A 21,333-nucleotide genomic window follows, 5' to 3' on the forward strand; every position below is an offset into this window, starting at 1 on the left:
CTCTCCCTACCCTTTAAAACCACTTTAATCAGATTAAGATTTTGAGCGTTGTTAAGGTTGCTTGTGTGGTGCTTGTTGCCGTTATCTTTCTTGCGTGTGGAAAGAAAGATTTGGTGCGATAAATTCAAGGATGGTTTCACCCTCTCTTTCAATGTCAATCAAACCCATATCGTTTGAGCCATTGGGCGGGGTGATGCCTAAAAAACGCTCATTAAAAGGCCGCCATCTGGCAATGGAGGCGCTGAGTTCGTTAGGATAAAACCCAATAGAGGGGTTTTGACTCACTTAATGAAGCCATTAATCATTGTTTTTAGCCTTAGCTCTGTGCCTAAATCTGTGGTGCTGGTGTATCAAAGTTTTAAATTTGTGTTACACTACAAGATAAAATTTTTGTTTGGGATTAATATTTTTGAAACTACTATTACCTATTGCAATACTACTATTACCTATTGTGCTTGTTTACGCTTATTTTAACCGAAAGACTTCTGATTGGTCTCTTAGGCTCTTTGAAATGACGCAACGCCTGATTGACAAGCTGCTTTCTATCGCTCCCATTAAACGCCAAAACGCCACAGAAAAAGCCTTGTGTATTGTGAGACTAGATGTGGTGGGGGATTATATTTTAACGCGCAATTTTTTTGCCCCCTTCAAAGAGCATTACAAAGATTATAAGATTGTTTTTATTGGCAATTCAATCATCAAAGATTTGAGTGTGGTTGCCGATAGCCCTTATGTTGATGAATTTATTTTCTTAGATCATTCCATTTGGAATCAATATAATGGATACATTCACAGCAGGCAACATGCCTTTAGATTTCTGCGTTATTTGCTCAAATTTTTCATCAAGCGCTACAATGAATTGTTGATGCTTAAAAAAACGCATTACGAGATTGCCATTAACCCCATTTTGCCTTGGGGTGACATTTTAAGAGATGATATAGTGATGAAACACTTAGACGCTTCTTTTAAGGTTAGCGTAAGGCATGAACCTTTTGTGGATAGGGGCCATCATAGTGTTTATGTTAGCGATGGGAAAATCAGCCATTTTTACACCCATCTTTTCAATATCCCTAAGGTGAGCAAATTCTTATTTGAATTCCATTAGGATTTATTTTCTGCTTTTTTCAAAACTTTTAAAGGAGTGGATTTAGCTCCTGTGCCTTTTGGCATGGAATTGCCACCATCTTCGGTTCTTAAAGAAAGTTCGCAAAATTTACTCAATGGTTTGAGCTCTCGCTATGGCGTGTTGAATCTTGGATCAAGCGATTTTTTTAGGTGTTATAGGTATTTTAATAGGATTGTGCGTTATTTGAATGCAGACATTCAGCTAGTGATTTGCGGGACGACGCCCACAGAAGCAAAAGAAGCTGCTAAATTGGTAAAAGCTCATAAAAATGCCATATCGTTAGTAGGGAAAACTAGCTTATTGGAATACGCCTATATCATTAAGGGCACTGAATTTGCATTAGGGAATGAATCCAGTATCGCTCATTTTGCAGCGGCTCTTAAAGTGCCTTACATTTTTATTTTAAGCAATGGCAGTTCTTATGCAACCTTTCACCCTTATCCTAAAACGCTTTGCACTACCCATCATGTGATTTATCCCACCGAATTTGCAAATCTTAGAGAATCAAAGAAAATTTGGGAACAACGAGATGTGAATACGATAAAACCTAGTGCCGTGATAGCAAACATCAAAGAGCACGCCCCACATTTATTAAAAGAGAACACTCCTGATGATATTGATAAAGATTACTTCATAGAAGAAGTGTGAAGCAGTCCAAACAACGCCATCTATTATTCTAACGCCGTTTTCCATCCTTGCTTTTAGGGTGTCTGACTGGATAAGGGGTGTAAATAGAGGTTGTAATTATGCAATTAGGTCTGTTCCAAATAAAATTGCGCTTCGTTCGTTTTCATTATAACGCTCCTTAAAAAACATGAGAAAGATTATAACGATGATTACCTTATTAGAAGTTTAGCATGCATGTTATAGAGCGCTAATCTCTAATCTGTGCGTCAATGCGTCTTTAATGCCCCTATTTAAATCTGTATCGCTCATATGTATATTAGATAATAATGCTTCATAAATCATGTTGCGATTATTTTCTTTAGCTCCAACATGATAAAAATGCTCTTTAGTTACGATAGGGTAACTTTTCCAAATAGAAAAAATATAATCATTTTTACGATATTTATTGCTAAACCATGTAGAAAGAATGAAATTGCACTTGGATTTTGACAACACTTGTTGCAATGCAACTTCATTTTCTTCATTCCAGCAATCAAAATAATCTGCATTTCTTCCAATATAAGGGGGATCAGCATAAATTAAATCGCTTTTGTTCGTTTCTAAAATAGTTTGTTGGAAATCTTGACACTTGAATTCATAATGATTGCTTTTAATCATTTTTGCTGTATTTTCTACTTGATTGACAATCTTAGTAACCAAGCTTTGGGCAAAACGCTGCGGTTTTTTACAAAACGGCACATTGAATTTCCCTTTTTGATTGAAGCGTATCATACCATTAAAACACGCGCGATTTAAGAATAGAAAATCAAGAGAATCACAATCTTTATTGAATCGTTCTCTCACTTCATAGTAATATTCTCCATTGCTTTGCAATAATTTCAAACCTTCTTCGTTGAGAAATTCTCTCACAATCTTTGGGGTGATCTTTTCATCTTGAATGGCTTGATAGAAATGGATTAATGCGGATTGCTATCGCACAACAACGCTCTTTTAGGCTGGATATTAAAAGCCACAACGCCTGTCCCCATAAACGGCTCAACCCAACGCTCAAATGCAACCTTTTTTGAAATCCCTTTAATCCAATCTACTAATTTCGTCTTAATGCCTTGGGATTTTATGGGTGGGATCAGTGTTTTCATCATTAAGACTTGCTCCTATTTTTTACAGGATTGATTTTTTGAATATCAATTCCCTTAAATTCAAGGAAATCGGCTAATTTTGTCAGTTTCTTAAAACTACCTTGATTTTTTAAATCAGGTATCATTAACACGCCTTGATTGATCCAATATTCATCAAAAATTTGTTCGCCAAGATTTTTAAACACGCCATTCCCTTGCAAAATATCATCAATATATTGAATGCTACCAATATTAGCCGTATTACCACTCCCGCCTTTATCGCTAGCGATTTTCCATTTCTCTTCAGCAAAAAATATAAAGTCTTTGATAACAGAAGTAATATTATCCAACTTTTCTAATTGTAAAATTTCTGTTTCGTCTATACCGCTAGAGGCAGATCGTGTGTATAAAATACCCAAACAAATATGAGCCAAATAATGAGAATAAGGGAATTGGATATTTTTTGTGCTAGTGCGATTCCTAAAATATTCACCATGCGAACCCAATGTAAAACCATTACAAAAACCCAAGCAATCATCTAAGCGATAAGTTGTTTTTATATCTACAGCAAACTTGATGTTTGGATTTTTCTCGCACACAAAAGATAGATCGGGATACCAATTTTGTTTTTCAGCAATAATGATTTCATACCCATTTTCCTTAGCAAATGTTTTAAACCTAGGAAAAAGTTGGATTTCAAGAATTTTTGAAATAATTTTAGTATCTGATGAAATTGTATAAATATTTTTATCTGTATCAAATTCTGTTAAGATTGATCGGAAATAATCCGTTTAAGTTATAAAACTTGTAACGCAATCAAACTCGTTCAAAATAGGTTATTTCGTTGGTATTAGATAGTGCATCTTCTTTCAAGAGATGGGGCGCAAAACGTTTAATGGCACTAATAATGTCTTGCGGATTCACAGAATCCACTGGCGGGTGCGGCATAGTCATGGCTTTAAACATCCAGTTACTAGACCTAGAAATTATTTTTTGAAAATCCCTTGGATAGATCATGTGGGTATTAGGGCCGATTTCCTTTGGGTAGGGGTGGAATCTTGGGCTTGAGAGACCCGAAGAGACTATGAACGCATGAGGGATTTTCAAACAAGCGCTCAAATGCGTGATGGAAGACTCATTGCCCATCGCAAAACTAGCGTTCTTTAAAAGATGGAGATATTCTACCAAACCGGTTTGATTGACTAAAGAAATGGCATTTTTGTGGCGTTTTAGAATGGAATTGGCAAGCTTTTCATCTTTTTTAGAATTCCCGCAAAGAATGAGTTGGTAGTCAGGATTTAAAAAATAGATCATCTCATCAAAGCGCTTATACACTCTAAAATCATCGCTAGCTCCGAGATTCAACACGCCATAAGGTGGTTTTAGAATATTCTTAAACTTTTCATATTCAAAAGCGATGGGGAGTTTTAATTCAAGTCCAACAAACCCTATATCCACGCCTTTAAAATACTTAAAAAAAGACTGAAAAAAATCTTGATTGGAATCATAGAGAAATTGCGGCACTTCTTTAGGGTAGAATAAATGCGTGTAAAAGCTTTTTCTAATTTCCCCTCTCTTTCTATAATCGGTCCTAAAGGAAGATTCTATTGGGTGGGTGCAAAAAACCCCCACTTTATTTTCGGCAATCAAGTGCTTTATAATAGCGTCTTCTTTAGTTGAAAAATAAAACATAGAACTATTAATGCATATCTCGTAGCTTTCTTTTCTTAAATTAGAAACATCTTCGTAGCGTTTTCTCATGAATTTTGGGAGAAAAAATAACAATTCTTTTAATTTTGAAAGGCGTGAGCCATTAGCGCCAATCCGCAAGTATTTTTCCCAGTAAGCGTTGTCTAAAAAGATAAACTTATCTATATATTGGGAATCGCAATGGGTTGCTATGTCCTTAATAACGGTGTTTCCAATAAAGGTGGTTTCATAATTTTCAAAATATTTTTTAAAAAGAGGTAAAAAATCGCGATAGAGTATATAATCTCCAATAATGTCCAAGCGGATAAAACATAAGGTTTTTTTACGAATGGGTGGAGAGGTAGGCTTTGTAAGGGTGAGCAATCTGTCTAGTTGGTTTTGGATGCGAATAAGGCTGTCTTTTTGGAAGGAATAACGACTATTAAAGAACCTTCTAATAACAGGAATCTTTTGAATAAGAGGAATTCTTGCAATGGTTGCAACCATCAAAACGAAAGCTATATAAGGGCAATAATAAAGATAAGATAATTTTGATTTTAAAAACAAAGAGAGTAAAAATTTCAAAAATAGCTCCTATTTTTTGGCGTTCAATCATGTAAAATCCACGCAAACATTAAACGAAAGTATGATTATAGCAAAAAGTCTCTTATCAAAGCTACATCCTGCGGTAATTGATAAAACTAATAATATTCTCGCTTTCTTTTTTAATGTCAATCAAACCCATGTCGTTTGAGCCATTAGGCGGGGTGATGCCTAAAAAACGCTCATTGAAAGGCCGCCATCGGACAATAGAAGCAGTAAGTTCGTTAGGATAAAACCCAATAGATTGGTTGTCAAACAAAGCGTTCACATGCAAAGGGCCTGAAGCGTTCCCAATATAGACGCTTAAATTCGCGCACAATTTGGCTAAATCCACTAAACTATGGCTCGTATCATAGAGACTAGCGAAAGGGACTTTTTTAAGGAGTTCTTCTGTGGCTTTCCTCTCGCCTGGCCCGCAAATAAGAATGATCTCACAACTTAAATTGTTGTGTAAAAATTCAATCAGTTTAATAAAGTGTGAAGCAGGCAATACGGGCGAACTGCCTCCGCTATGCATATGCACGCCAATCCACAATAGATCAACATTAGCGTTGAGTTTTGAAGCGATGATGGATCGCTCTTTGGCTTTGTCTTTAAGCTTCCATGCGATTTTTTTAATTGAAGCGTTAGGGAGGTTGTGATCTTTACAAAACGCATGGATTAAGTCCAAATTGTATTCGTATTCGGTTTTTAAACACAGCGATCGGCTTTGGCGCACGCTCTTTTGATACAGCCAAGAATAGATTTTAGTCTTTGGGGCTAGGATATAAGGAATAAATTTCCTCAAACTAAAAGCGAGTCTGGCGTTTTTAAAATTAGAAAATAAAAAGATAAGAGCGTCAATGGGTTTACTTTTGAGAGTGGCGCTCAAATGGTTGTCTTCTATAATGACTTCATCAATGAAAGGGAATTCTAAAGCGATTGGGGTGGTATAGCTAGGCACAACCACGCCCAAATACACTTCCTTGCCTTTTTCTAAAAAAGCATGCTTTAGAGCGATTAAAGCGGGTATGGCTAAAATAAAATCGCCTAACTTATCGTTACGGATCACAAAAACTTTTTGAGAGTTTTCTTTATCTTTGCATTTTAAATCTTCAAACCCTACAAAATCCATGACTCCGCCTAAGAGATCAAATTTTTTGTCATGTTAGCAAAAATCGTTCTTATGCGATGGATAAATTTTATTTTTTATTCTGCCATGCTTTTATAGGCTCATCTTCCCATGTGCCATAAAGAGAGTTGGGTAAAATGATCCACTCTGTGCCGAATTTTTGAGCGTTTTGCAAGACTTTAGCTCGTTGTTCTTGGCTGTTTTTAGCGTCTTTAGCAAAAATAGCGTCAAAATCATGCAAAGTGTCGCCCACTTGTAAAACAATCGCATAATCCTTAGCGACTAATTCTCGCCTAACGGCTTTAGGCTTGCCTTTTTCTTTTAGTAAAACGGTTTCTTCACTCACTTGGGGGAGTTTAAAACTTTTGAGCGTTTTTAAAGTGAATGCCTTATTTTTTTGCGTGCGGTTGGAAATGTAAAAAATCTTAACGCCCTTAGAATTAGCGTATTCTAAAAAGTCTAGCGCTCCAGGAATGAGCGTGAGAGAGCCTTCTTTTTCAAATTTATCCCAAGTTTCTGGGGTGTATTTGATGCAATGTTTGGTCAAATAGCCCGCATAATCAAAAGTGTTTAAAACGGTTTCATCTAGATCCAAGATGACGGCTAGCTTTTTGTCTTTAACGAGCTTGAGGTTATTGTCTAGCGCCATTTTCGCCATTTTGTAACTTTGCAATTGCAAGGCTCTAATCTCAGCGCTTTGCTGATGATACTTAACGCTTCTTGTTATCGGCGAAACGCACTCTTTAGCGTCTAACACACTCATCAAACTCAATCCTAATAAAACTGATGCAAGGGTCTTTTTTACCATAACAACACCTACCTAATGGGGATTTTTTGTATTATACCTTAAAAACAGACGATTAGGAGTGTTTTACCATTAACCAATTTGTTGTATAGTTGGCGTTTTTAATTCAAAATGAAGTGAGGAAACAATGAAAAAAGCGTTAATGTTCACTCTTTTAGGCGTTAGTTTGGCGTTTGCAAAACCTTATACGATTGATAAGGCAAACTCTAGCGTGTGGTTTGAGGTCAAGCACTTCAAATTCAATGAAACAAGAGGCGTGTTTGATAGTTTTGATGGCAAAATTGATGCCGATCCTAATACCAAGGCTCTCAATGTTTTTGAAGGCAAAATTGATATTAAAAGCATTAACACTAGGAACAAAAAAAGAGACGACCACCTAAAAACAGCAGAGTTTTTTGATGCCATGAAATACCCCAAAGGGAGCTTTAAAATGACCAAATACGAAGATGGTAAAATCCATGGGGATTTGACCCTTCATGGCGTAACCAAGCCTGTCGTGTTAGAAGCCAAAATCCAAGCCCCCTTACAAAACCCCATGAATAAAAAAGAATTCATGGTGTTACAAGCTGAAGGCAAAATCAACCGCAAGGATTTTGGTATCGGTAAAACCTTTAGCGATGCTGTCGTCGGGGATGAGGTAAAGATTGAGATCAAACTAGAAGCTTACGCTCAATAATCGTTTTGCAAGAGATAGATATTTTCTTCTCTTGCGTTTTTCTAACGGCACAAAAACTTTTATTTTAACTTTGATACGCCATATCCCAAAATTGGTATTCGTATTCGCTTGTAGCGATAAAAATCTCCTTTAATTTTTCAATTTCTTGTTTTGAAGAAGCGAGAGTGAGGGAGTCAAGCAAATTAATGTTCCAAGTTACACACGCTTGAAATTCTTTTGAACTATAGCCCTTAATCCAATGCCCATAAAAGGCATGTTCTAAAGCGTTTGGGATTTGGCTCAAATTTTGCGCGATCACTAAATAGCTCCAACCACAGGCTAGAACAGCCGCCGTAACTTCTTTGATAGAACCCTTAAACCCTTCAGCGAGCATGTAGCTTGTATAGGATTTATTCGCTAGAGTGGGGCGCGCGTTTTGCAATTCTTTTGGAGTGATTTGAAGTTCTCTAATGTAATGGTTATGGATACTCATCTCGTTATTCAAAATATCCTGTATAGCATTAGAAAACTCCCTCATCACCGCTTCATCACAAGCCTTAACTACGCCCAAAGCAAACACCTTAGCGTATTCTAAAAGGAACAAATAATCTTGAATAATATAAAAACGGAATTTATCTCTTTCTAAAGTCCCACGCCCTATGCCTTGAACAAACGGATGGGAAATACAATCCCCCCAAATAGATTGCGCATTTTTATACAGATATTGTGAAACTTGCATTTTTACACTCCTAAAATCAATTCAATACGCATTCTAACACGAAAGCCCACAATATGGTATAAAAATTTGTTGTTAAAAAGATTTGTGAGTGGACTCTTGTTTTCAAAAATTGAACGCTGTATTAAAATATCTGTGATTTTGAATAGCGATTAATGATATTACAAGGCTTGTATTGCCTTTGTGTTATTTAAGACTGGCCATCATTTGTAATCATAAAAAGGTTAATTCCATCTCGCTCTGTAGGTTTTTATTTTTAGAAGTTTTTATTATGGGAACTTGTAGTATGGCACTTACAAGATAGGAGTCAATCTTAGATGCATGGTTTCAAACCTATTACAGAACGAGATGGAATTAACCCTACCATTTATGATTGGTTTAATCTCTGTATGAAGTCATATCGGCTGAAACTCAAAATAGTTTAGCATAAAAATAAAAAAGCGTCTAGTATATTCAAAATGGGCGTTCAATTTTTAAGCGGTTGGTGTAAAAACGCTATCAAAGGCTTTGATGCTTGAAACTTGGCATTCCAAAACCCTTAAAAAATGCTAAAAACCAATCATTTACCTTAATCCTATAATTTGTGAATAAATAAAACACTTATTGAGCTTCTTGTGATATTTTTCCGATCTATAACAATGCTTTTAATAGGGTTGTGGTATAAATATTCTCATCAAGGTGTGCCAAACATGCCTTGAATCTCAATTTATGAAAGGATTTGTTATGAGTGGATTAAAAACATTTAGTTGTGTAGTGGTTTTATGCGGTGCAATGGCTAATGCGGCTATAGCTAGTCCTAAAATAGAGGCAAGGGGTGAATTAGGCAGATTTGTAGGGGGAATTTTTGGGGGTGCAATTGGGGGTGGTGTTGGTGGTGCAGTGGGGGGAGCTGTTGGTGGTCCTGCGGTTGGTTGGGCTGGCAGATTAGTTGGTGGTTCTGTGGGGAGAGAGTTTGGCAGAGAAATAGGCGATAGGGTAGAAGATTTTATCCGTGGCGTTGATAGAGAGCCACAGGCCCCAAGAGAACCCACCTATGATCGTCATTTCGTGTATGACAGGTAGCTTTGGGTAAGAAAGGAGAGAGCATGAATGTCAAAAATCGTTTGAGCGATTGGGAATATCAATGGGCAGTGGCTCTAGTCTATACGATATGTATCTCCATAAACGCTAGGATTTTTTATGGCATAGATGGTTCAGCTAGCGATTCGATTTTTGACCCTAAAAATAGCTATTATATGTGGCTAGTGGGTCTAATAGCGGCTTTGTTGTCTAACCTTTTATTTGACCCACGAGGTAGGGATTGTTATAAATCTTTCCAAGTAAGATACCCTAGGTTTCTCAAAGCCATTTTTAAGGCTAGGTTTTTTGGCGCGTTTTATAACGCTGTGTTAGGATCAAGACTAAGGGATTTTTATGTGATGCTTTTAACGATGCCCTTTATTGCCGCTATCCATGAGATCTCGGCGTATTGTGGGCATCCTAGCAACTTCCTTGTAGAGGGTTTGGTTATGCTTGGCTTTCTTGTGTGTTTTGGGATTTGTTGTAGGCTTTGCGCTAAATTAGGGTGGTGATTTAACTCAAATAGCATTAAATGGAGGGGGGAGTAAAAAATTAAAGAAACTTTAAAGCGCGTTCTCACTGATTTGTGTTACAATGAGGAGCATTTAAGGGGTGCTTTTTAAAACGCTCAAGTTTTTAAAAGGCTGAGATCAAACCCGTAGAACTTGTCAAGGTAATTCTTGCGTAAGGAAATAGCATGTTAATAACCACCCAACTATCCAAACGATTTTACGCCACACTCATTCTCGCTTGCGTGTTTTTGATCGTTACTAATATTCTTGTCAAAGGCTCGTTTATCAATCTTTTAGCGGGGCTTAGCGGGGTTTTGTATGCGTTTTTTGCCGGAGAAAGGCAAACGATTTGCTTTATATTTGGTCTTGTTTATAATTTGAGTTACGCTTATGTCGCTTATCAGTGGAAATTAAACGCCGATGTGATTTTATGCCTTTTTTTGTATATGCCAGTAACGATTTATGGGCTATTCGCATGGAAAAAGACAGAGCAGCATGAGGGCGCTATCAAGGCTCAAAAACTTCCCAAAAATTGGCGTTTTGTGCTCGTTTTAGGCATAGGGGTTTTAACTTATGCGAGCGCTTTGTTTTTTAAAGAGATTAAAACGAATTTTTTATGGGCAGAGAGTTTTAATTTCGTCATCTTTATTATTGCTTTTATTTTACAGGTTTTGCGCTATATAGAAAATTATGTGCTAGTAACTTTAGGGAATATCGTGTCCATTATCGTGTGGTTTTGTATTTTCCAAATTTCAACAGAGAGCTTGGTGCAACTATTCACAACGATTCTATACCTTTTTATTGGCTTGTATTATTTTAACCGCTGGAATCAGTCATGCAAGCAGTGATTTTAGCGAATGGGGAATTTCCTAAATCTAAAAAATGCTTAGACATTTTACAAAACGCTCCCTTTTTAATCGCATGCGATGGGGCTGTCCAGTCCTTGCATGCGCTTCAGTTCAAACCCAGCGTTGTTATAGGTGATCTAGATAGCATTGATTCGCATTTGAAAGCCTTGTATAACCCTATACGCGTGAGCGAACAAAACAGCAACGATTTGTCCAAAGCCTTTTTTTATGCTTTGAATAAAGGCTTTGATGACTTTATTTTTTTAGGGTTGAATGGCAAGCGAGAAGATCACGCTTTAGCGAACACTTTTTTATTGTTGGAGTATTTTAAATTTTGCCAAAAAATCCAATCCATAAGCGACTATGGTCTTTTTAGGGTGCTAGAAACCCCTTTTATCTTGCCCAGTTTTAAAGGGGAACAAATCTCGCTTTTTAGCCTGAATCTTAAAGCCCAATTCACTTCTAAAAATCTCAAATACCCCTTAAAAAACTTGCGTTTAAAAACGCTCTTTTCTGGCTCGCTCAATGAAGCCACAGATAGTTTTTTTATCCTTAGCTCTACACCTAAATCGGTGGTGCTGGTGTATCAAAAATTCTTATGAGCGGGTTTTGTTAGGCAAGTTTTTGTCTGTATATTGTGTCAAGTTAAGAAGCGTTTGAGTTAGCAAGTAGAGAAAGATTGATTCAGTTTCGCTTTGCGTGGAGGTGGTAGGTTTAGTGTTTTTAATGTGCATTGTGTGGCAGACACAATAATAGGAGTTCATATTTTTTCAACAAAACCACTACAAAGCGAACAAATCAACCCACTACCCATATCGGCTAAAATCCAAAGTAGTTTATCATAAACGAATAGCCAATATCTAGCGTGTCTAAAAATACGCTTGAATCCATCTGGCTCAATCTCCAGCAGTTGGATTTCTTAAAATCATCAAACCAATTAGAATCCTTAACAAAGACGTAAAAACGCCATTCAATTAAAGGGTGAAATAGAAGCCAGTGCACAAGTTTTGAGTTTATTTTGATTTTTTAAAAATGGGGTTTTAGTCACTTTATTTTTATAGTTTTAAGTTTTATTTAATAGTAAAACTCATAAGGAAAGATATTTTAAAATAATTTCCCTTGGCAACCCCCCCTTAAACCCCTAAGAGCGCATTGCAGAAATTGCCACTTGATTAACGCCAAGCTCTTTTATATTTTGATTACAGAAAACGCTTTTTAGCATTTTTTAAATTTTATAATCAATAAAACAAGATCAAAGCTTCTAAGCACTTCTTTTAAAAAGATCAAATCAAAGCGATAACCACCAACCAAGACGAAAATCTTGGCTAGCAATCCATCAAATTTCACACAAATTCAATGGTGGCTAGAGTGGAAGCGTCCCCTCTTCTAAAAGTGGTGCGTTGGATCCTGGTGTATCCACCATTCCTTTGCGCGTATTTGGGCGCGATTTCGGTTACAAGCTTGTGGGTGGCTTCTTTGTTTTGCAAATACGCAAAAACATGGCGGTGCGCGTTAAAATCGCCCACACGAGCCGCTGTCGTTAATTTCTCAATGTAACTGCGCAACTCCTTAGCTTTATAAATCCCTGTTTCAATTTTGTTATGCTCAATCAAAGCGATCGCTAAATTCTTTAATAACGCCTTTCTATGCGAGCTGGTTCTCCCAAGCTTGCGGTATCCGTGTTTGTGTCTCATCAGTCGTTACCTCCTTTATCTTCTAATTTTTCTAATCTTTTCTTTAAACTTTCTCTTTGTTCAGAGCTTAATTCTGTGCCTACCGGATAGCCCAAATCATTCAATTTTTCAGCGATTTCATCATAGGATTTTTTACCCATGTTCTTCACGCCCTTAAGCTCTTCTTCGCTCATCAACACGAGTTCGCCCACATACTTGATGCCGATTTTATCCAAGCAATTAAAACACCTAGCGCTCAAATTCATGCTTTCAATCTTAGCGCTCAAGTCTTTAGCGTCATCTCTTTGAGCGTAATCGCCTGAATACTCCGTGTTAGCAATGGGTCTTTCACCAAAAACGCCTAGTTGCTTGCTCATCACTTTCACCGCTGACAAAAACGCTTTATAAGGGTCAATCTGCCCGTCCGTTTCAATATCAAAAATGATTTTTTCATAGTTGGGATCGCCCTCAACCAAAACATTTTCAATCTCATAAACGACCTTTTTAATCGGCGTGAAAGAGCCGTCTAGTGGCATGTAGCCCTCAGGCATCAATTCCCTTGTGTTTTCGCTTGGGACATACCCCATCCCTTTATAGATAATGAGCGAAAAATTCAATTGAGCGTCTTCGTTGATTGTCGCTAGGGGCATTTCCGGATTGACGATTTCTATATGCTCAGAATTCAAATCCCTAGCCCTAAGCTCCATAGGCCCTTTAAAAGAATAATCCACCACAACCGATTGGTTTTCTAAAGAGCTATCCTGCCCCACTAACGCCTTGGCTATAAAGCGGATATTCTTTAAATTCATGATAAAAAGCGACACATCTTCAGTAACCCCCCTTAATGAGTCAAACTCATGATGCACACCTTCAATCTTTAAACCTACAGGAGCATACCCCACAGAGCTTAAAAGCAAGAGTCTTCTAATAGGATGAGCGAGCGTAACAGCGTAACCAAACTCAAATGGAGCCAGAGAAATCTTAACCCGATTGCCCCCTTTCTCTAGCACCTTAATTTCTGATGGGATCAAAGGTGCTGTTTTGATAACTTTCATGCTCTAACCCCTTACTTAGAATACAATTCTACAATGAGTCTTTCTTCAATAGGGACAACCACTTCTTCTCTTTCAGGGTAGCGGGTGAAGATGCCGTATTTTTTATCTTTTTCCACATCAATCCATGGCACAATCCCTGTTTGAGCTGTCAATTCCATCGCGCGCACCACTTGAGGGTTGCTCTTGGTTTTTTCTTTGATCTCAATTTTTTGCCCTGAACGCACGAAATAAGAGGGAATATCCAAACGCTTACCATCCACAAGCACATGCCCATGCGTTACCAATTGCCTAGCAGAGCTTCTAGTGGTCGCAAACCCCATGCGATAGACGACATTATCCAATCTTCTTTCAATCAAACGGATAAGGTTTTCACCCGTATTGCCGTCCAAGCGATTGGCTTCCACAAAAATACTCCTGAATTGCTTTTCAGAAATGCCATACATCATTTTAGCTTTTTGTTTTTCTTTCAATTGCAACCCATAATCAGAAGTCTTAGCACGCCTTTGCCCATGCTGGCCTGGCCCATAAGCCCTTTTATCTAGTGCGCTCTTCCCGCTCAATCGCCTTTCACCTTTTAAGGCTAAAGAAACCCCAAAACGCCTTTCTAGTCTTTCTACTGCGCCTCTATATCTTGCCATAAAGCCTCCTTACACTCTTCTTCTTTTAGGGGGTCTGCAACCATTATGAGGGAGCGGGGTGATGTCTTTAATCCAAAGCACTTTAACGCCCTCTGTCGCGCCCACGCTCTTAATAGCGGTCTCACGCCCACTACCTGGCCCTTGAACCTTAATGCCCACTTCTTTAACGCCATGCTCTTTAGCCTTGCTTAGAGCGCTTTCTACAGCTTGTTGGGCCGCATAAGGGGTGGATTTTTTAGAGCCTTTAAACCCTAAACCTCCCGCCGTGCTCCAGCAAATCACATTGCCCATTTCATCAGTGATAGTGATGTTGGTGTTGTTAAAGGTCGCTGAAATATAAACAACCCCTCTCGCAATATTCTTTTTGACTACTTTCTTTTTAGCCGTTACATTTCTCTTAGCCATTAAATCATCATCTCCTTATCCGCTACTTGCTACCCACGGTTTTTTTCTTACCCTTACGAGTCCTAGCGTTATTTTTAGTGGTTTGGCCTCTTACAGGAAGACCCTTACGATGCCTGATCCCACGATAATTCCCTAAGTCCATTAAGGATTTAATATCCATTTGAACTTTTTTACGCAAATCGCCCTCTACTAAGTAGCTTTGCTGGATTTTTTTAGCGATACTAGACACTTCATCTTCGCTCAATTCATGCACGCGTTTGTCAAAAGAAATGCCCACCGCTTCTAAAATCTCTCTAGAACTCTTAAGCCCAATCCCATAAATATAGGTAAGGGCATACTCTACTCTCTTCTTTTTTGGTAAATCCACACCAGCAATCCTTGCCATGCTTTATCCTTGTCTTTGTTTGTGTTTAGGGGTAGCGCAGATCACTCTAATAACGCCCCTTCTTTTAATAATTTTGCACTTATCGCACATCTTTTTCACTGATGGCCTGACTTTCATGATTTTTCTCCTTTGAAAAAATTAGGCACTACTAAAAACTTTTATACTAACATATTTTCATTGAAATAACCCTTAAATTCATTTATATCTAAAAGTTATCCGACCCTTGTCTAAGCTATAGGGCGTAAGCTCTAGCTTAACCCTATCGCCTAAAGCAATCCTAATATAGTGCATGCGCATCTTTCCAGAAATACGGCACAACACCACATGCTTATTGTCTAATTCCACCTTAAAAGTAGCGTTAGGCAACGCCTCAATCACTTTCCCATCCACTTCTATAACATCATCTCTTGCCATTAACGCTCCGTAAGAATCACTGCTTTATTGCCAACTATGGCGATAGTATGCTCATGGTGGCTTGTGTTAAGCCCATCCACTGAAACCACGCTCCACTTATCCGCTAGTATTTTAGGCTCGCCCTGTTTTTGACACACCATAGGCTCTAAACAAAATACCATGCCCTCCTTGATTTTAGGGCCGCTATTAGCTTTGACGCCTTTTTCTAGGTAGTTGGGGATTTCTGGCTCTTCATGGGGTTTTTTACCAATGCCATGCCCGCAAAATCCCTTCAAAGGCACAAAGCCTCTTTCTGTAATAGCGCCCTCTAAAATCCGACTCAACTCTTTAAAATGCATGCCCACTCTAATTGAATTAATAGCATGCATCAAGCTCTCTTTAGAGCAAGCGAGCAATTTTTCATCTTGTGGGCTTATCGCACCTATGGGGAGAGTGATTGCCGAATCGCCATAATAACCATCCACCTCCACCCCCAAATCCAAGCCTATAATATCCCCTTCTTGTAAAACATAATCCGTAGGAATGCCATGAATGACCACCTCATTTAAGGACATGCACACAGAATTAGGGAATCCATATAGCCCCTTAAAAGCAGGCCTAGCATGAGAGGATTTGATAAAATCTTCAGCCATTTTATCCAGCTCTAAAAGTGAAACCCCAGGCCTTACTTCTCGCTCTAAAAGGGCTAACGCTTGAGCGGTCAATTCCCCGGCTTTTCTTAGGGCTTTGATTTCTTTTAGACTTTTAATAGAGATCGCCATTAAAAGCCTACCGCGCTTAAAGTTTTATACTTGCTCATATAAATTTGCGCTTCAATCTTTTTCATGGTATCAATAGCGACTTGAACCACAATCAGCACCGCCGTACCTCCAAAGTAAAAAGGCACGCCCATAGCCTTAACCAAAATCCAAGGCACGGTAGAAATGAGCGCCAAATACAATGAACCCCACAAAGTAAGTTTGCTCGCTACAGCATTCAAAAACGATGAAGTCCCCTCTCCAGGCCTAAGCCCTGGAATATACCCGCCATTACGCCTCAAATTATCCGCAATATCCTTAGAATTGAACACGATAGAAGAATAAAAATAAGCGAAAAAGATGATGAGTAAGAACATCAAAATATTATACGCATACCCTTGCGGGCTTAAAAAATCCGCAATCGCTTGCAAGGTTTTGTTGCTTGTGGCTTGCTGTAAAATCGTAGAAGGGAACACGAGCAAAGCTGAAGCGAAAATGGGGGGGATCACCCCGCTTAAATTCAACTTAATAGGAATGTAATTCATGATGCGTTTGTTTTGGTTTTGCATCACCACTTTACGCGCATAAGAAATAGGGATCCTACGCTCGGCTAATTCCACATAGATAATCGCAAAAATAGTCGCTAAAACAATCAGCACAATACCAATGAGCATTAAGACATTGATCACGCCCGTATTGACCAAATTGAATGTGCCTGAAATAGCTGATGGGATCCCTGAAACAATCCCAGCAAAAATAATAAGGCTGATCCCATTCCCCACGCCCCTTTGCGTGATTTGCTCCCCTATCCACATGAGCAGCATCGTCCCTGTAAGCATAGAAAACGCTGAAACGATCATAAAAACTTGCATATCAATCATGATCGCTCCATTGGCTCCTCCACTAATGCTCCTTAAACCCACTGAAACGCTCACCGCTTGGATTAGGGTGATTAAAATGGTCAAATAGCGCACGATTTGCATGTATTTTTGCATGCCGTCTCGCTCTTTTTTCATTTTAGCCAGGTTAGGGAAAGTCGCGCTCAAAAGCTCCATGATAATGGAAGAAGTGATATAGGGCATGATACCCAAAGAAATGATGCTCAAGCGAGAAACCGCATTCCCACTAAACATGTTAAACAACCCCAAAGCGTTGTTGGAATTGCTGTCAAAAAAAGCCTTGATCGCTGCTAAATCTACGCCGGGAATGGGGATATAAGCTAAGACTCTGTAGAGAAATAAAAAACCCAAAGTGATGAGTATCTTACTAGCAATGGCTTTATTCATAACTTATTCCTCTTAAATCAAGCTGATAGGGGCATTACTTCTGCCCGCTTGTTTTGATTCTCTCATCTTTAATTTTAGAAGCCAAGTTTTTAGCGTCTTTACCGATCAATTTCACGCCTTCAATATAAAGGGGGAAATGGTGTAAAGCGCACAAGCTTGAAAAAGTGATTTCTTCTAAATGTTTGATCGCTTCATTCTTTTCCACATTGATAGAATAGATATGAGAGTCTTTAGTCCTAAAACCTATTTTAGGCAAACGGCGTTGTAAGGGTTGTTGCCCTCCTTCAAAGCCTCTTTTAGCCTTATAGCCTGTCCTTGCGGTTTGGCCTTTACCGCCCCTTGTAGCGGTCTTTCCCATGCCGCTTCCTTGACCACGACCCACTCGTTTGATTTTTTTAACGCTACCTTTAGCCGGTTTTAAATTTTCTAATCCCATTACAATATCCTTTTTAACTACGCCTTGATTTTCGCTAGAGCGTCAAAAGTCGCGCGCACCACATTATAGGGGTTATTAGAGCCTAAAGATTTGGTTAGAATATCCTTAATGCCTGCCAATTCCACGATAGGGCGCGTTGAACCCCCAGCAATCACTCCCGTTCCCTCACTTGCCGGTTTGAGTAAAATACGGCTTGCGTTGTATTTATGCTCAATGTCATGAGCGATAGTCGTGCCTTTGATCGTTACATGGATTAGGTTTTTAAACGCATCATCTACCGCTTTTTTAATCGCATCAGGGACTTCTTTAGCCTTGCCCAAACCAAAGCCTACAAGCCCATTTTTATTGCCCACAACCACTAAAGCGTTAAAACGAAACCGCCTACCGCCCTTAACCACTTTGGTTACACGGCCAATATTCACAACGACTTCTTGAAACTCTTCTCTGTTAATCTCTTCCATACCTTTCCTTTCTGTCATAGAGCGATCCCATTCTCTCTCAAGCTTTCAGCAAACGCTGCCACCACGCCATGATAGAGGTAACCATTCCTGTCATAAACCGCTCGCTCAATCCCTGCTTTTTTCAATTCTTCAGCAAAGAGAGCGCCTAATTTTTTAGCGTCTTCTTGCGTGTTTTTAAAGCCCATTTTCCTGCCGTCAATATGCGTTATAGTGCTTTGTTTAACATCATCAATCGCTTGTGCATAGAAATAGCGATTCGAACGAAAAACGCTCACCCTAGGCCTTAATTTATCGCCCAAGAGTTTGCTTTTAATCCTTAATTTTCGGCGATCCCTTAAGGCTTTCTTTTTATACAATGCTTTCGCGTTCATCACTCCACCTTATTTATTTTTTAGCTGTCTTACCAGCTTTTCTAATAATGACTTCATTGCTGTATTTCACGCCCTTACCCTTGTATGGCTCTGGGGGTCTGAAGCTCCTGATTTCAGCGGCGACTTGCCCTACTTTTTGCTTATCGCTCCCTTTGATAGTGATCGTGTTTTTTTCCACCACCATTTCAATCCCTGCTGGAATGGGGTATTTCACCGGGTGGCTAAAACCCAAACTCAAATCCAAAGTTTTATTGCCCAAAGCCACCTTATAGCCCACGCCATTGACTTCTAAAGTCTTACTAAAGCCGGTGCTTAAGCCTATTACAATGTTGTTGGCTAACGCCCCATAAGTCCCCCAATAAGCCCTAGACTGCGCGTCTTCGCCCACAGGCTGGAAACTCAATTGGTTGTTTTCAAGCGTGATTTTCACTCGGTTGTGAGTTTCTAATTCATGCTTTTCTTTGCTGTTTTTAAAAAGAAGCTTGCTCCCTTCAACGCTCGCTTGCACAGAGCTTGGAATTTCAATGATTCTTTTCCCAATTCTTGACATTTTCAATCCTTTACCAAATGCTGCAAAGCACTTCGCCACCGACATTTTGTCTGTAAGCTTCTTCGTTGGTGATCACCCCCTTAGAAGTGCTTACCACAATCACGCCATAGCCATTTTTAAAGCGCTTCAACTCGTTTTTTTGCTTATACACACGACGACCGGGCTTGCTTAGGCGCTTCACTTCGCTGATTTTTGAATGCCCTTTTTCATCATAAGCCAATTGCACATAAACCGATTGTTTCTTGTCTTTATCTTTGATATTGAAATCTTTAATGAAGCCTTTTTCTTTAAAAATCTCTAAAATAGAAACCACGATTTTTGCGTAATAAAGCTGTGTGAATTCTAAGCGGCGCATAGAAGCGTTTCTCAAACGAGTTAATGAATCTGCAATTATATCATTTACCATATCTTATCCTTACCAACTGGCTTTTCTCAAGCCTGGGATGAGTCCCTCACTGCCCATTTTTCTTAGGCACACCCTACAAAGTCCAAAATCCCTATAAACCGAATGAGGTCTCCCACAAATGCGGCATCTGGTATAAGCCCTTACTTGAAATTTTGGTTTCCTTTGAGCCTTTGCTATCATTGATTTTTTAGCCATATTAACCCCTTATCTCACTTTTGCAAAAGGCAATCCAAGCAATTCTAACAACTTGAACGCTTCTTTATCGTTGTCCGTAGAAGTTACCATAGTGATGTTCATACCATGACTGACCATAATATCATCATAAACCACTTCCGGGAAAATCAATTGCTCATTGATCCCAAAGGTGTAATTCCCGCGCCCATCAAACCCATTCCGTGAAATCCCTCTAAAGTCTTTCACTCTGGGTAACGAAATCACAATCAGCTTTTCTAAGAAATTATACATGCGTTTATTCCTTAAGGTAACTTTCGCCCCTACCGCCATGCCTTCTCTGATCTTAAAACCCGCAACGGATTTTTTCGCTTTAGTAATAACCGCTTTTTGCCCTGCAATCAAAGAAATCGTTTGCGCGATATTTTGCATGATTTTCATGTCTTTTGCATGAGCCCCAGCGCCCACGCTGATAACGATTTTTTCTAGCTTGGGCAAAAGCATGGGGTTTTTGATGTCTAATTCTTGAGCGAGTTTTATTCTCACTTCATTTTGATAAAATTGTTTCAAACCAAACATGTATCCAACTCCTTAGGCTTTCTTCACATTGGAAATGTGCATGGGCTTTTCTTTATGGATAAAGCCCCCTTTAGGGTTATCATCAGTAGGTTTAATCGCTTTTTTCACCACCTTACACCCTTCAACAACCACTTGAGAAGTCTTAGGCAACACCGCTAAAACCTTAGCGACCTTACCCTTATCGTCTCCTGCAATGACTTTCACCATGTCATTTTTTTTGATTTCGCTTTTCATTATACAACCTCCGGCGCTAGAGAAATAATTTCCATGAAATTAGCGTAACGCACTTCTCGGCTCACTGGCCCAAAAATCCTTGTGCCAACAGGATCTTTTTTAGCGTCCAAGATCACTGCTGCGTTGTCATCAAAACGCACCAAAGAACCATTTTTCCTTTGGATTTCTTTTTTCGTTCTCACCACAACGGCTTTGACGACTTGACCGCGCTTCACCTTGCCATTAGGGATAGCTTTTTTCACGGAAGCCACAATCACGCTACCCACGCTCGCATAGCGTTTGTGGCTGCCTCCTAACACCTTAATGCACATGATTTCTTTCGCGCCGCTATTGTCAGCGACATTCAATCTCGTAAAACTCTGTATCATGCTTATACTCCCACCACTAAAATTTCTTTAAGCGTGAAAGACTTGGTTTTAGAAAGCGGTCTGCACTCAATCGCGCTCACAAAATCCCCTACTTTCACCTGATTGTTTTCATCATGGATAGTGTATTTTTTAAACTTTTTAACAATCTTGCGGTATTTTTCATGCACCACTTTTCTTTCCACAAGAATCACAGCACTTTTTTCAGCAAACTTGCTGATAACCTTGCCTTGCACTAGCCTTTTATGCGGCTCTTTTGTATTCATTGCTTACCCTTT

Annotated in this window: 29 protein-coding genes and 3 pseudogenes; 6 read left to right on the forward strand and 26 right to left on the reverse strand. The window is 39.0% G+C overall.

Annotated elements, in window-relative coordinates; translation table 11 throughout:
- Positions 1–81: 81 nt before the first annotated feature.
- Positions 82–276: pseudogene (locus tag BZK24_RS06305) on the reverse strand (hypothetical protein); the annotation flags it as partial.
- A gap of 235 nt (positions 277–511) precedes the next feature.
- Here BZK24_RS06305 and BZK24_RS09895 point away from each other — a divergent pair.
- Positions 512–1,774: pseudogene (locus BZK24_RS09895) on the forward strand (glycosyltransferase family 9 protein).
- Positions 1,775–1,990: 216 nt separating this feature from the next.
- Here BZK24_RS09895 and BZK24_RS06320 read toward each other — a convergent pair.
- From BZK24_RS06320 to BZK24_RS06345, 5 genes and pseudogenes are all read right to left on the reverse strand, one after another.
- Positions 1,991–2,895, reverse strand: a pseudogene (locus BZK24_RS06320) (DNA adenine methylase).
- A complete protein-coding gene (locus tag BZK24_RS06330) occupies positions 2,895–3,644 on the reverse strand; it encodes a type II restriction endonuclease (RefSeq protein ID WP_077656914.1) in 750 nt (249 codons plus the stop codon). The pseudogene BZK24_RS06320 and the gene BZK24_RS06330 overlap by 1 nt, the downstream one beginning before the upstream one ends.
- A gap of 43 nt (positions 3,645–3,687) precedes the next feature.
- A complete protein-coding gene (locus BZK24_RS06335; RefSeq protein ID WP_077656915.1) occupies positions 3,688–5,145 on the reverse strand; it encodes a glycosyltransferase family 9 protein in 1,458 nt (485 codons plus the stop codon).
- Positions 5,146–5,236: 91 nt separating this feature from the next.
- Positions 5,237–6,277, reverse strand: a complete 1,041-nt coding sequence (locus tag BZK24_RS06340) for a glycosyltransferase family 9 protein (protein WP_077656916.1) — start codon at positions 6,275–6,277, stop codon at positions 5,237–5,239.
- 67 nt (positions 6,278–6,344) lie between these two features.
- Positions 6,345–7,082 (reverse strand): 5'-nucleotidase, lipoprotein e(P4) family, encoded by a 738-nt coding sequence (locus tag BZK24_RS06345; protein ID WP_077656917.1) that lies wholly within the window; start codon positions 7,080–7,082, stop codon positions 6,345–6,347.
- A 124-nt stretch (positions 7,083–7,206) separates the two neighbouring features.
- On the opposite strand from BZK24_RS06345, the gene BZK24_RS06350 reads away from it, so the two are divergent.
- Positions 7,207–7,755 carry a YceI family protein gene (locus tag BZK24_RS06350; protein ID WP_060475003.1) on the forward strand — a complete coding sequence of 183 codons (549 nt, stop codon included), beginning with the start codon at positions 7,207–7,209 and terminating at the stop codon, positions 7,753–7,755.
- A gap of 64 nt (positions 7,756–7,819) precedes the next feature.
- On the opposite strand, the gene tenA is transcribed toward BZK24_RS06350, so the two are convergent.
- A complete protein-coding gene (tenA, locus tag BZK24_RS06355; protein ID WP_077656918.1) occupies positions 7,820–8,473 on the reverse strand; it encodes a thiaminase II in 654 nt (217 codons plus the stop codon).
- 705 nt (positions 8,474–9,178) lie between these two features.
- Between tenA and BZK24_RS06360 the strand changes: the two genes are divergently transcribed.
- The 4 genes from BZK24_RS06360 to BZK24_RS06375 all read left to right on the forward strand — a co-directional run bounded on the left by BZK24_RS06360 (position 9,179) and on the right by BZK24_RS06375 (position 11,491).
- The gene (locus BZK24_RS06360; RefSeq protein WP_171972421.1) at positions 9,179–9,532 is read left to right on the forward strand and encodes a pantothenate kinase; all 354 of its coding nucleotides are present in this window, start codon (positions 9,179–9,181) and stop codon (positions 9,530–9,532) included.
- 23 nt (positions 9,533–9,555) lie between these two features.
- On the forward strand, positions 9,556–10,041 hold the full coding sequence (locus BZK24_RS06365) for a hypothetical protein (protein WP_077656920.1): 486 nt from the start codon (positions 9,556–9,558) through the stop codon (positions 10,039–10,041).
- Between the two features lie 185 nt (positions 10,042–10,226).
- Positions 10,227–10,889 (forward strand): nicotinamide riboside transporter PnuC, encoded by a 663-nt coding sequence (gene pnuC / locus BZK24_RS06370; RefSeq protein ID WP_077656921.1) that lies wholly within the window; start codon positions 10,227–10,229, stop codon positions 10,887–10,889.
- Positions 10,877–11,491, forward strand: a complete 615-nt coding sequence (locus tag BZK24_RS06375) for a thiamine diphosphokinase (protein ID WP_021175649.1) — start codon at positions 10,877–10,879, stop codon at positions 11,489–11,491. The genes pnuC and BZK24_RS06375 overlap by 13 nt, the downstream gene beginning before the upstream one ends.
- A 741-nt stretch (positions 11,492–12,232) precedes the next feature.
- Here BZK24_RS06375 and rplQ read toward each other — a convergent pair.
- The 19 genes from rplQ to rpsQ all read right to left on the reverse strand — a co-directional run bounded on the left by rplQ (position 12,233) and on the right by rpsQ (position 21,321).
- On the reverse strand, positions 12,233–12,583 hold the full coding sequence (rplQ, locus tag BZK24_RS06380; RefSeq protein ID WP_001216119.1) for a 50S ribosomal protein L17: 351 nt from the start codon (positions 12,581–12,583) through the stop codon (positions 12,233–12,235).
- Complete coding sequence (locus BZK24_RS06385) at positions 12,583–13,617, reverse strand: DNA-directed RNA polymerase subunit alpha (protein ID WP_077656922.1); 1,035 nt, start codon at positions 13,615–13,617, stop codon at positions 12,583–12,585. The genes rplQ and BZK24_RS06385 overlap by 1 nt, the downstream gene beginning before the upstream one ends.
- An 11-nt stretch (positions 13,618–13,628) precedes the next feature.
- Positions 13,629–14,255, reverse strand: coding sequence for a 30S ribosomal protein S4 (gene rpsD, locus BZK24_RS06390; RefSeq protein ID WP_000135247.1), 627 nt, complete (start codon positions 14,253–14,255; stop codon positions 13,629–13,631).
- A gap of 9 nt (positions 14,256–14,264) precedes the next feature.
- The gene (gene rpsK, locus BZK24_RS06395; RefSeq protein WP_001129289.1) at positions 14,265–14,660 is read right to left on the reverse strand and encodes a 30S ribosomal protein S11; all 396 of its coding nucleotides are present in this window, start codon (positions 14,658–14,660) and stop codon (positions 14,265–14,267) included.
- Between the two features lie 22 nt (positions 14,661–14,682).
- A complete protein-coding gene (gene rpsM / locus BZK24_RS06400; protein ID WP_000090809.1) occupies positions 14,683–15,045 on the reverse strand; it encodes a 30S ribosomal protein S13 in 363 nt (120 codons plus the stop codon).
- 3 nt (positions 15,046–15,048) lie between these two features.
- Positions 15,049–15,162 carry a 50S ribosomal protein L36 gene (gene rpmJ, locus BZK24_RS06405; RefSeq protein ID WP_000868339.1) on the reverse strand — a complete coding sequence of 38 codons (114 nt, stop codon included), beginning with the start codon at positions 15,160–15,162 and terminating at the stop codon, positions 15,049–15,051.
- A gap of 78 nt (positions 15,163–15,240) precedes the next feature.
- Entirely contained in the window at positions 15,241–15,459 is a 219-nt protein-coding gene (gene infA, locus BZK24_RS06410) for a translation initiation factor IF-1 (RefSeq protein WP_000090248.1), read from the reverse strand.
- Positions 15,459–16,220 carry a type I methionyl aminopeptidase gene (map, locus tag BZK24_RS06415; protein WP_077656923.1) on the reverse strand — a complete coding sequence of 254 codons (762 nt, stop codon included), beginning with the start codon at positions 16,218–16,220 and terminating at the stop codon, positions 15,459–15,461. Before map ends, infA begins: the two co-directional genes overlap by 1 nt.
- Positions 16,220–17,482: a preprotein translocase subunit SecY gene (gene secY, locus BZK24_RS06420; protein ID WP_001030191.1), complete on the reverse strand. Its 1,263-nt coding sequence runs from the start codon at positions 17,480–17,482 to the stop codon at positions 16,220–16,222. The genes map and secY overlap by 1 nt, the downstream gene beginning before the upstream one ends.
- 34 nt (positions 17,483–17,516) lie before the next feature.
- Complete coding sequence (gene rplO, locus BZK24_RS06425; RefSeq protein WP_077656924.1) at positions 17,517–17,918, reverse strand: 50S ribosomal protein L15; 402 nt, start codon at positions 17,916–17,918, stop codon at positions 17,517–17,519.
- Between the two features lie 17 nt (positions 17,919–17,935).
- Positions 17,936–18,379: a 30S ribosomal protein S5 gene (gene rpsE / locus BZK24_RS06430; RefSeq protein WP_001860543.1), complete on the reverse strand. Its 444-nt coding sequence runs from the start codon at positions 18,377–18,379 to the stop codon at positions 17,936–17,938.
- A 14-nt stretch (positions 18,380–18,393) separates the two neighbouring features.
- The gene (gene rplR / locus BZK24_RS06435) at positions 18,394–18,750 is read right to left on the reverse strand and encodes a 50S ribosomal protein L18 (RefSeq protein ID WP_000991865.1); all 357 of its coding nucleotides are present in this window, start codon (positions 18,748–18,750) and stop codon (positions 18,394–18,396) included.
- A gap of 13 nt (positions 18,751–18,763) precedes the next feature.
- Entirely contained in the window at positions 18,764–19,300 is a 537-nt protein-coding gene (gene rplF, locus BZK24_RS06440; RefSeq protein WP_000086593.1) for a 50S ribosomal protein L6, read from the reverse strand.
- Positions 19,301–19,310: 10 nt separating this feature from the next.
- Complete coding sequence (gene rpsH / locus BZK24_RS06445) at positions 19,311–19,706, reverse strand: 30S ribosomal protein S8 (RefSeq protein ID WP_000245802.1); 396 nt, start codon at positions 19,704–19,706, stop codon at positions 19,311–19,313.
- 9 nt (positions 19,707–19,715) lie between these two features.
- Positions 19,716–19,901: a type Z 30S ribosomal protein S14 gene (locus tag BZK24_RS06450; protein WP_001085694.1), complete on the reverse strand. Its 186-nt coding sequence runs from the start codon at positions 19,899–19,901 to the stop codon at positions 19,716–19,718.
- Between the two features lie 9 nt (positions 19,902–19,910).
- A complete protein-coding gene (gene rplE / locus BZK24_RS06455; RefSeq protein ID WP_000467384.1) occupies positions 19,911–20,456 on the reverse strand; it encodes a 50S ribosomal protein L5 in 546 nt (181 codons plus the stop codon).
- Between the two features lie 12 nt (positions 20,457–20,468).
- Positions 20,469–20,690 (reverse strand): 50S ribosomal protein L24, encoded by a 222-nt coding sequence (rplX, locus tag BZK24_RS06460; RefSeq protein WP_000834238.1) that lies wholly within the window; start codon positions 20,688–20,690, stop codon positions 20,469–20,471.
- A complete protein-coding gene (rplN, locus tag BZK24_RS06465; protein ID WP_077656925.1) occupies positions 20,690–21,058 on the reverse strand; it encodes a 50S ribosomal protein L14 in 369 nt (122 codons plus the stop codon). The genes rplX and rplN overlap by 1 nt, the downstream gene beginning before the upstream one ends.
- A gap of 2 nt (positions 21,059–21,060) precedes the next feature.
- Positions 21,061–21,321 carry a 30S ribosomal protein S17 gene (rpsQ, locus tag BZK24_RS06470; protein WP_001092746.1) on the reverse strand — a complete coding sequence of 87 codons (261 nt, stop codon included), beginning with the start codon at positions 21,319–21,321 and terminating at the stop codon, positions 21,061–21,063.
- Between the last annotated feature and the right edge of the window lie 12 nt (positions 21,322–21,333).

Origin of the sequence: Helicobacter pylori, assembly GCF_001998165.1 — a bacterium.
GTDB lineage: Bacteria > Campylobacterota > Campylobacteria > Campylobacterales > Helicobacteraceae > Helicobacter > Helicobacter pylori_DL.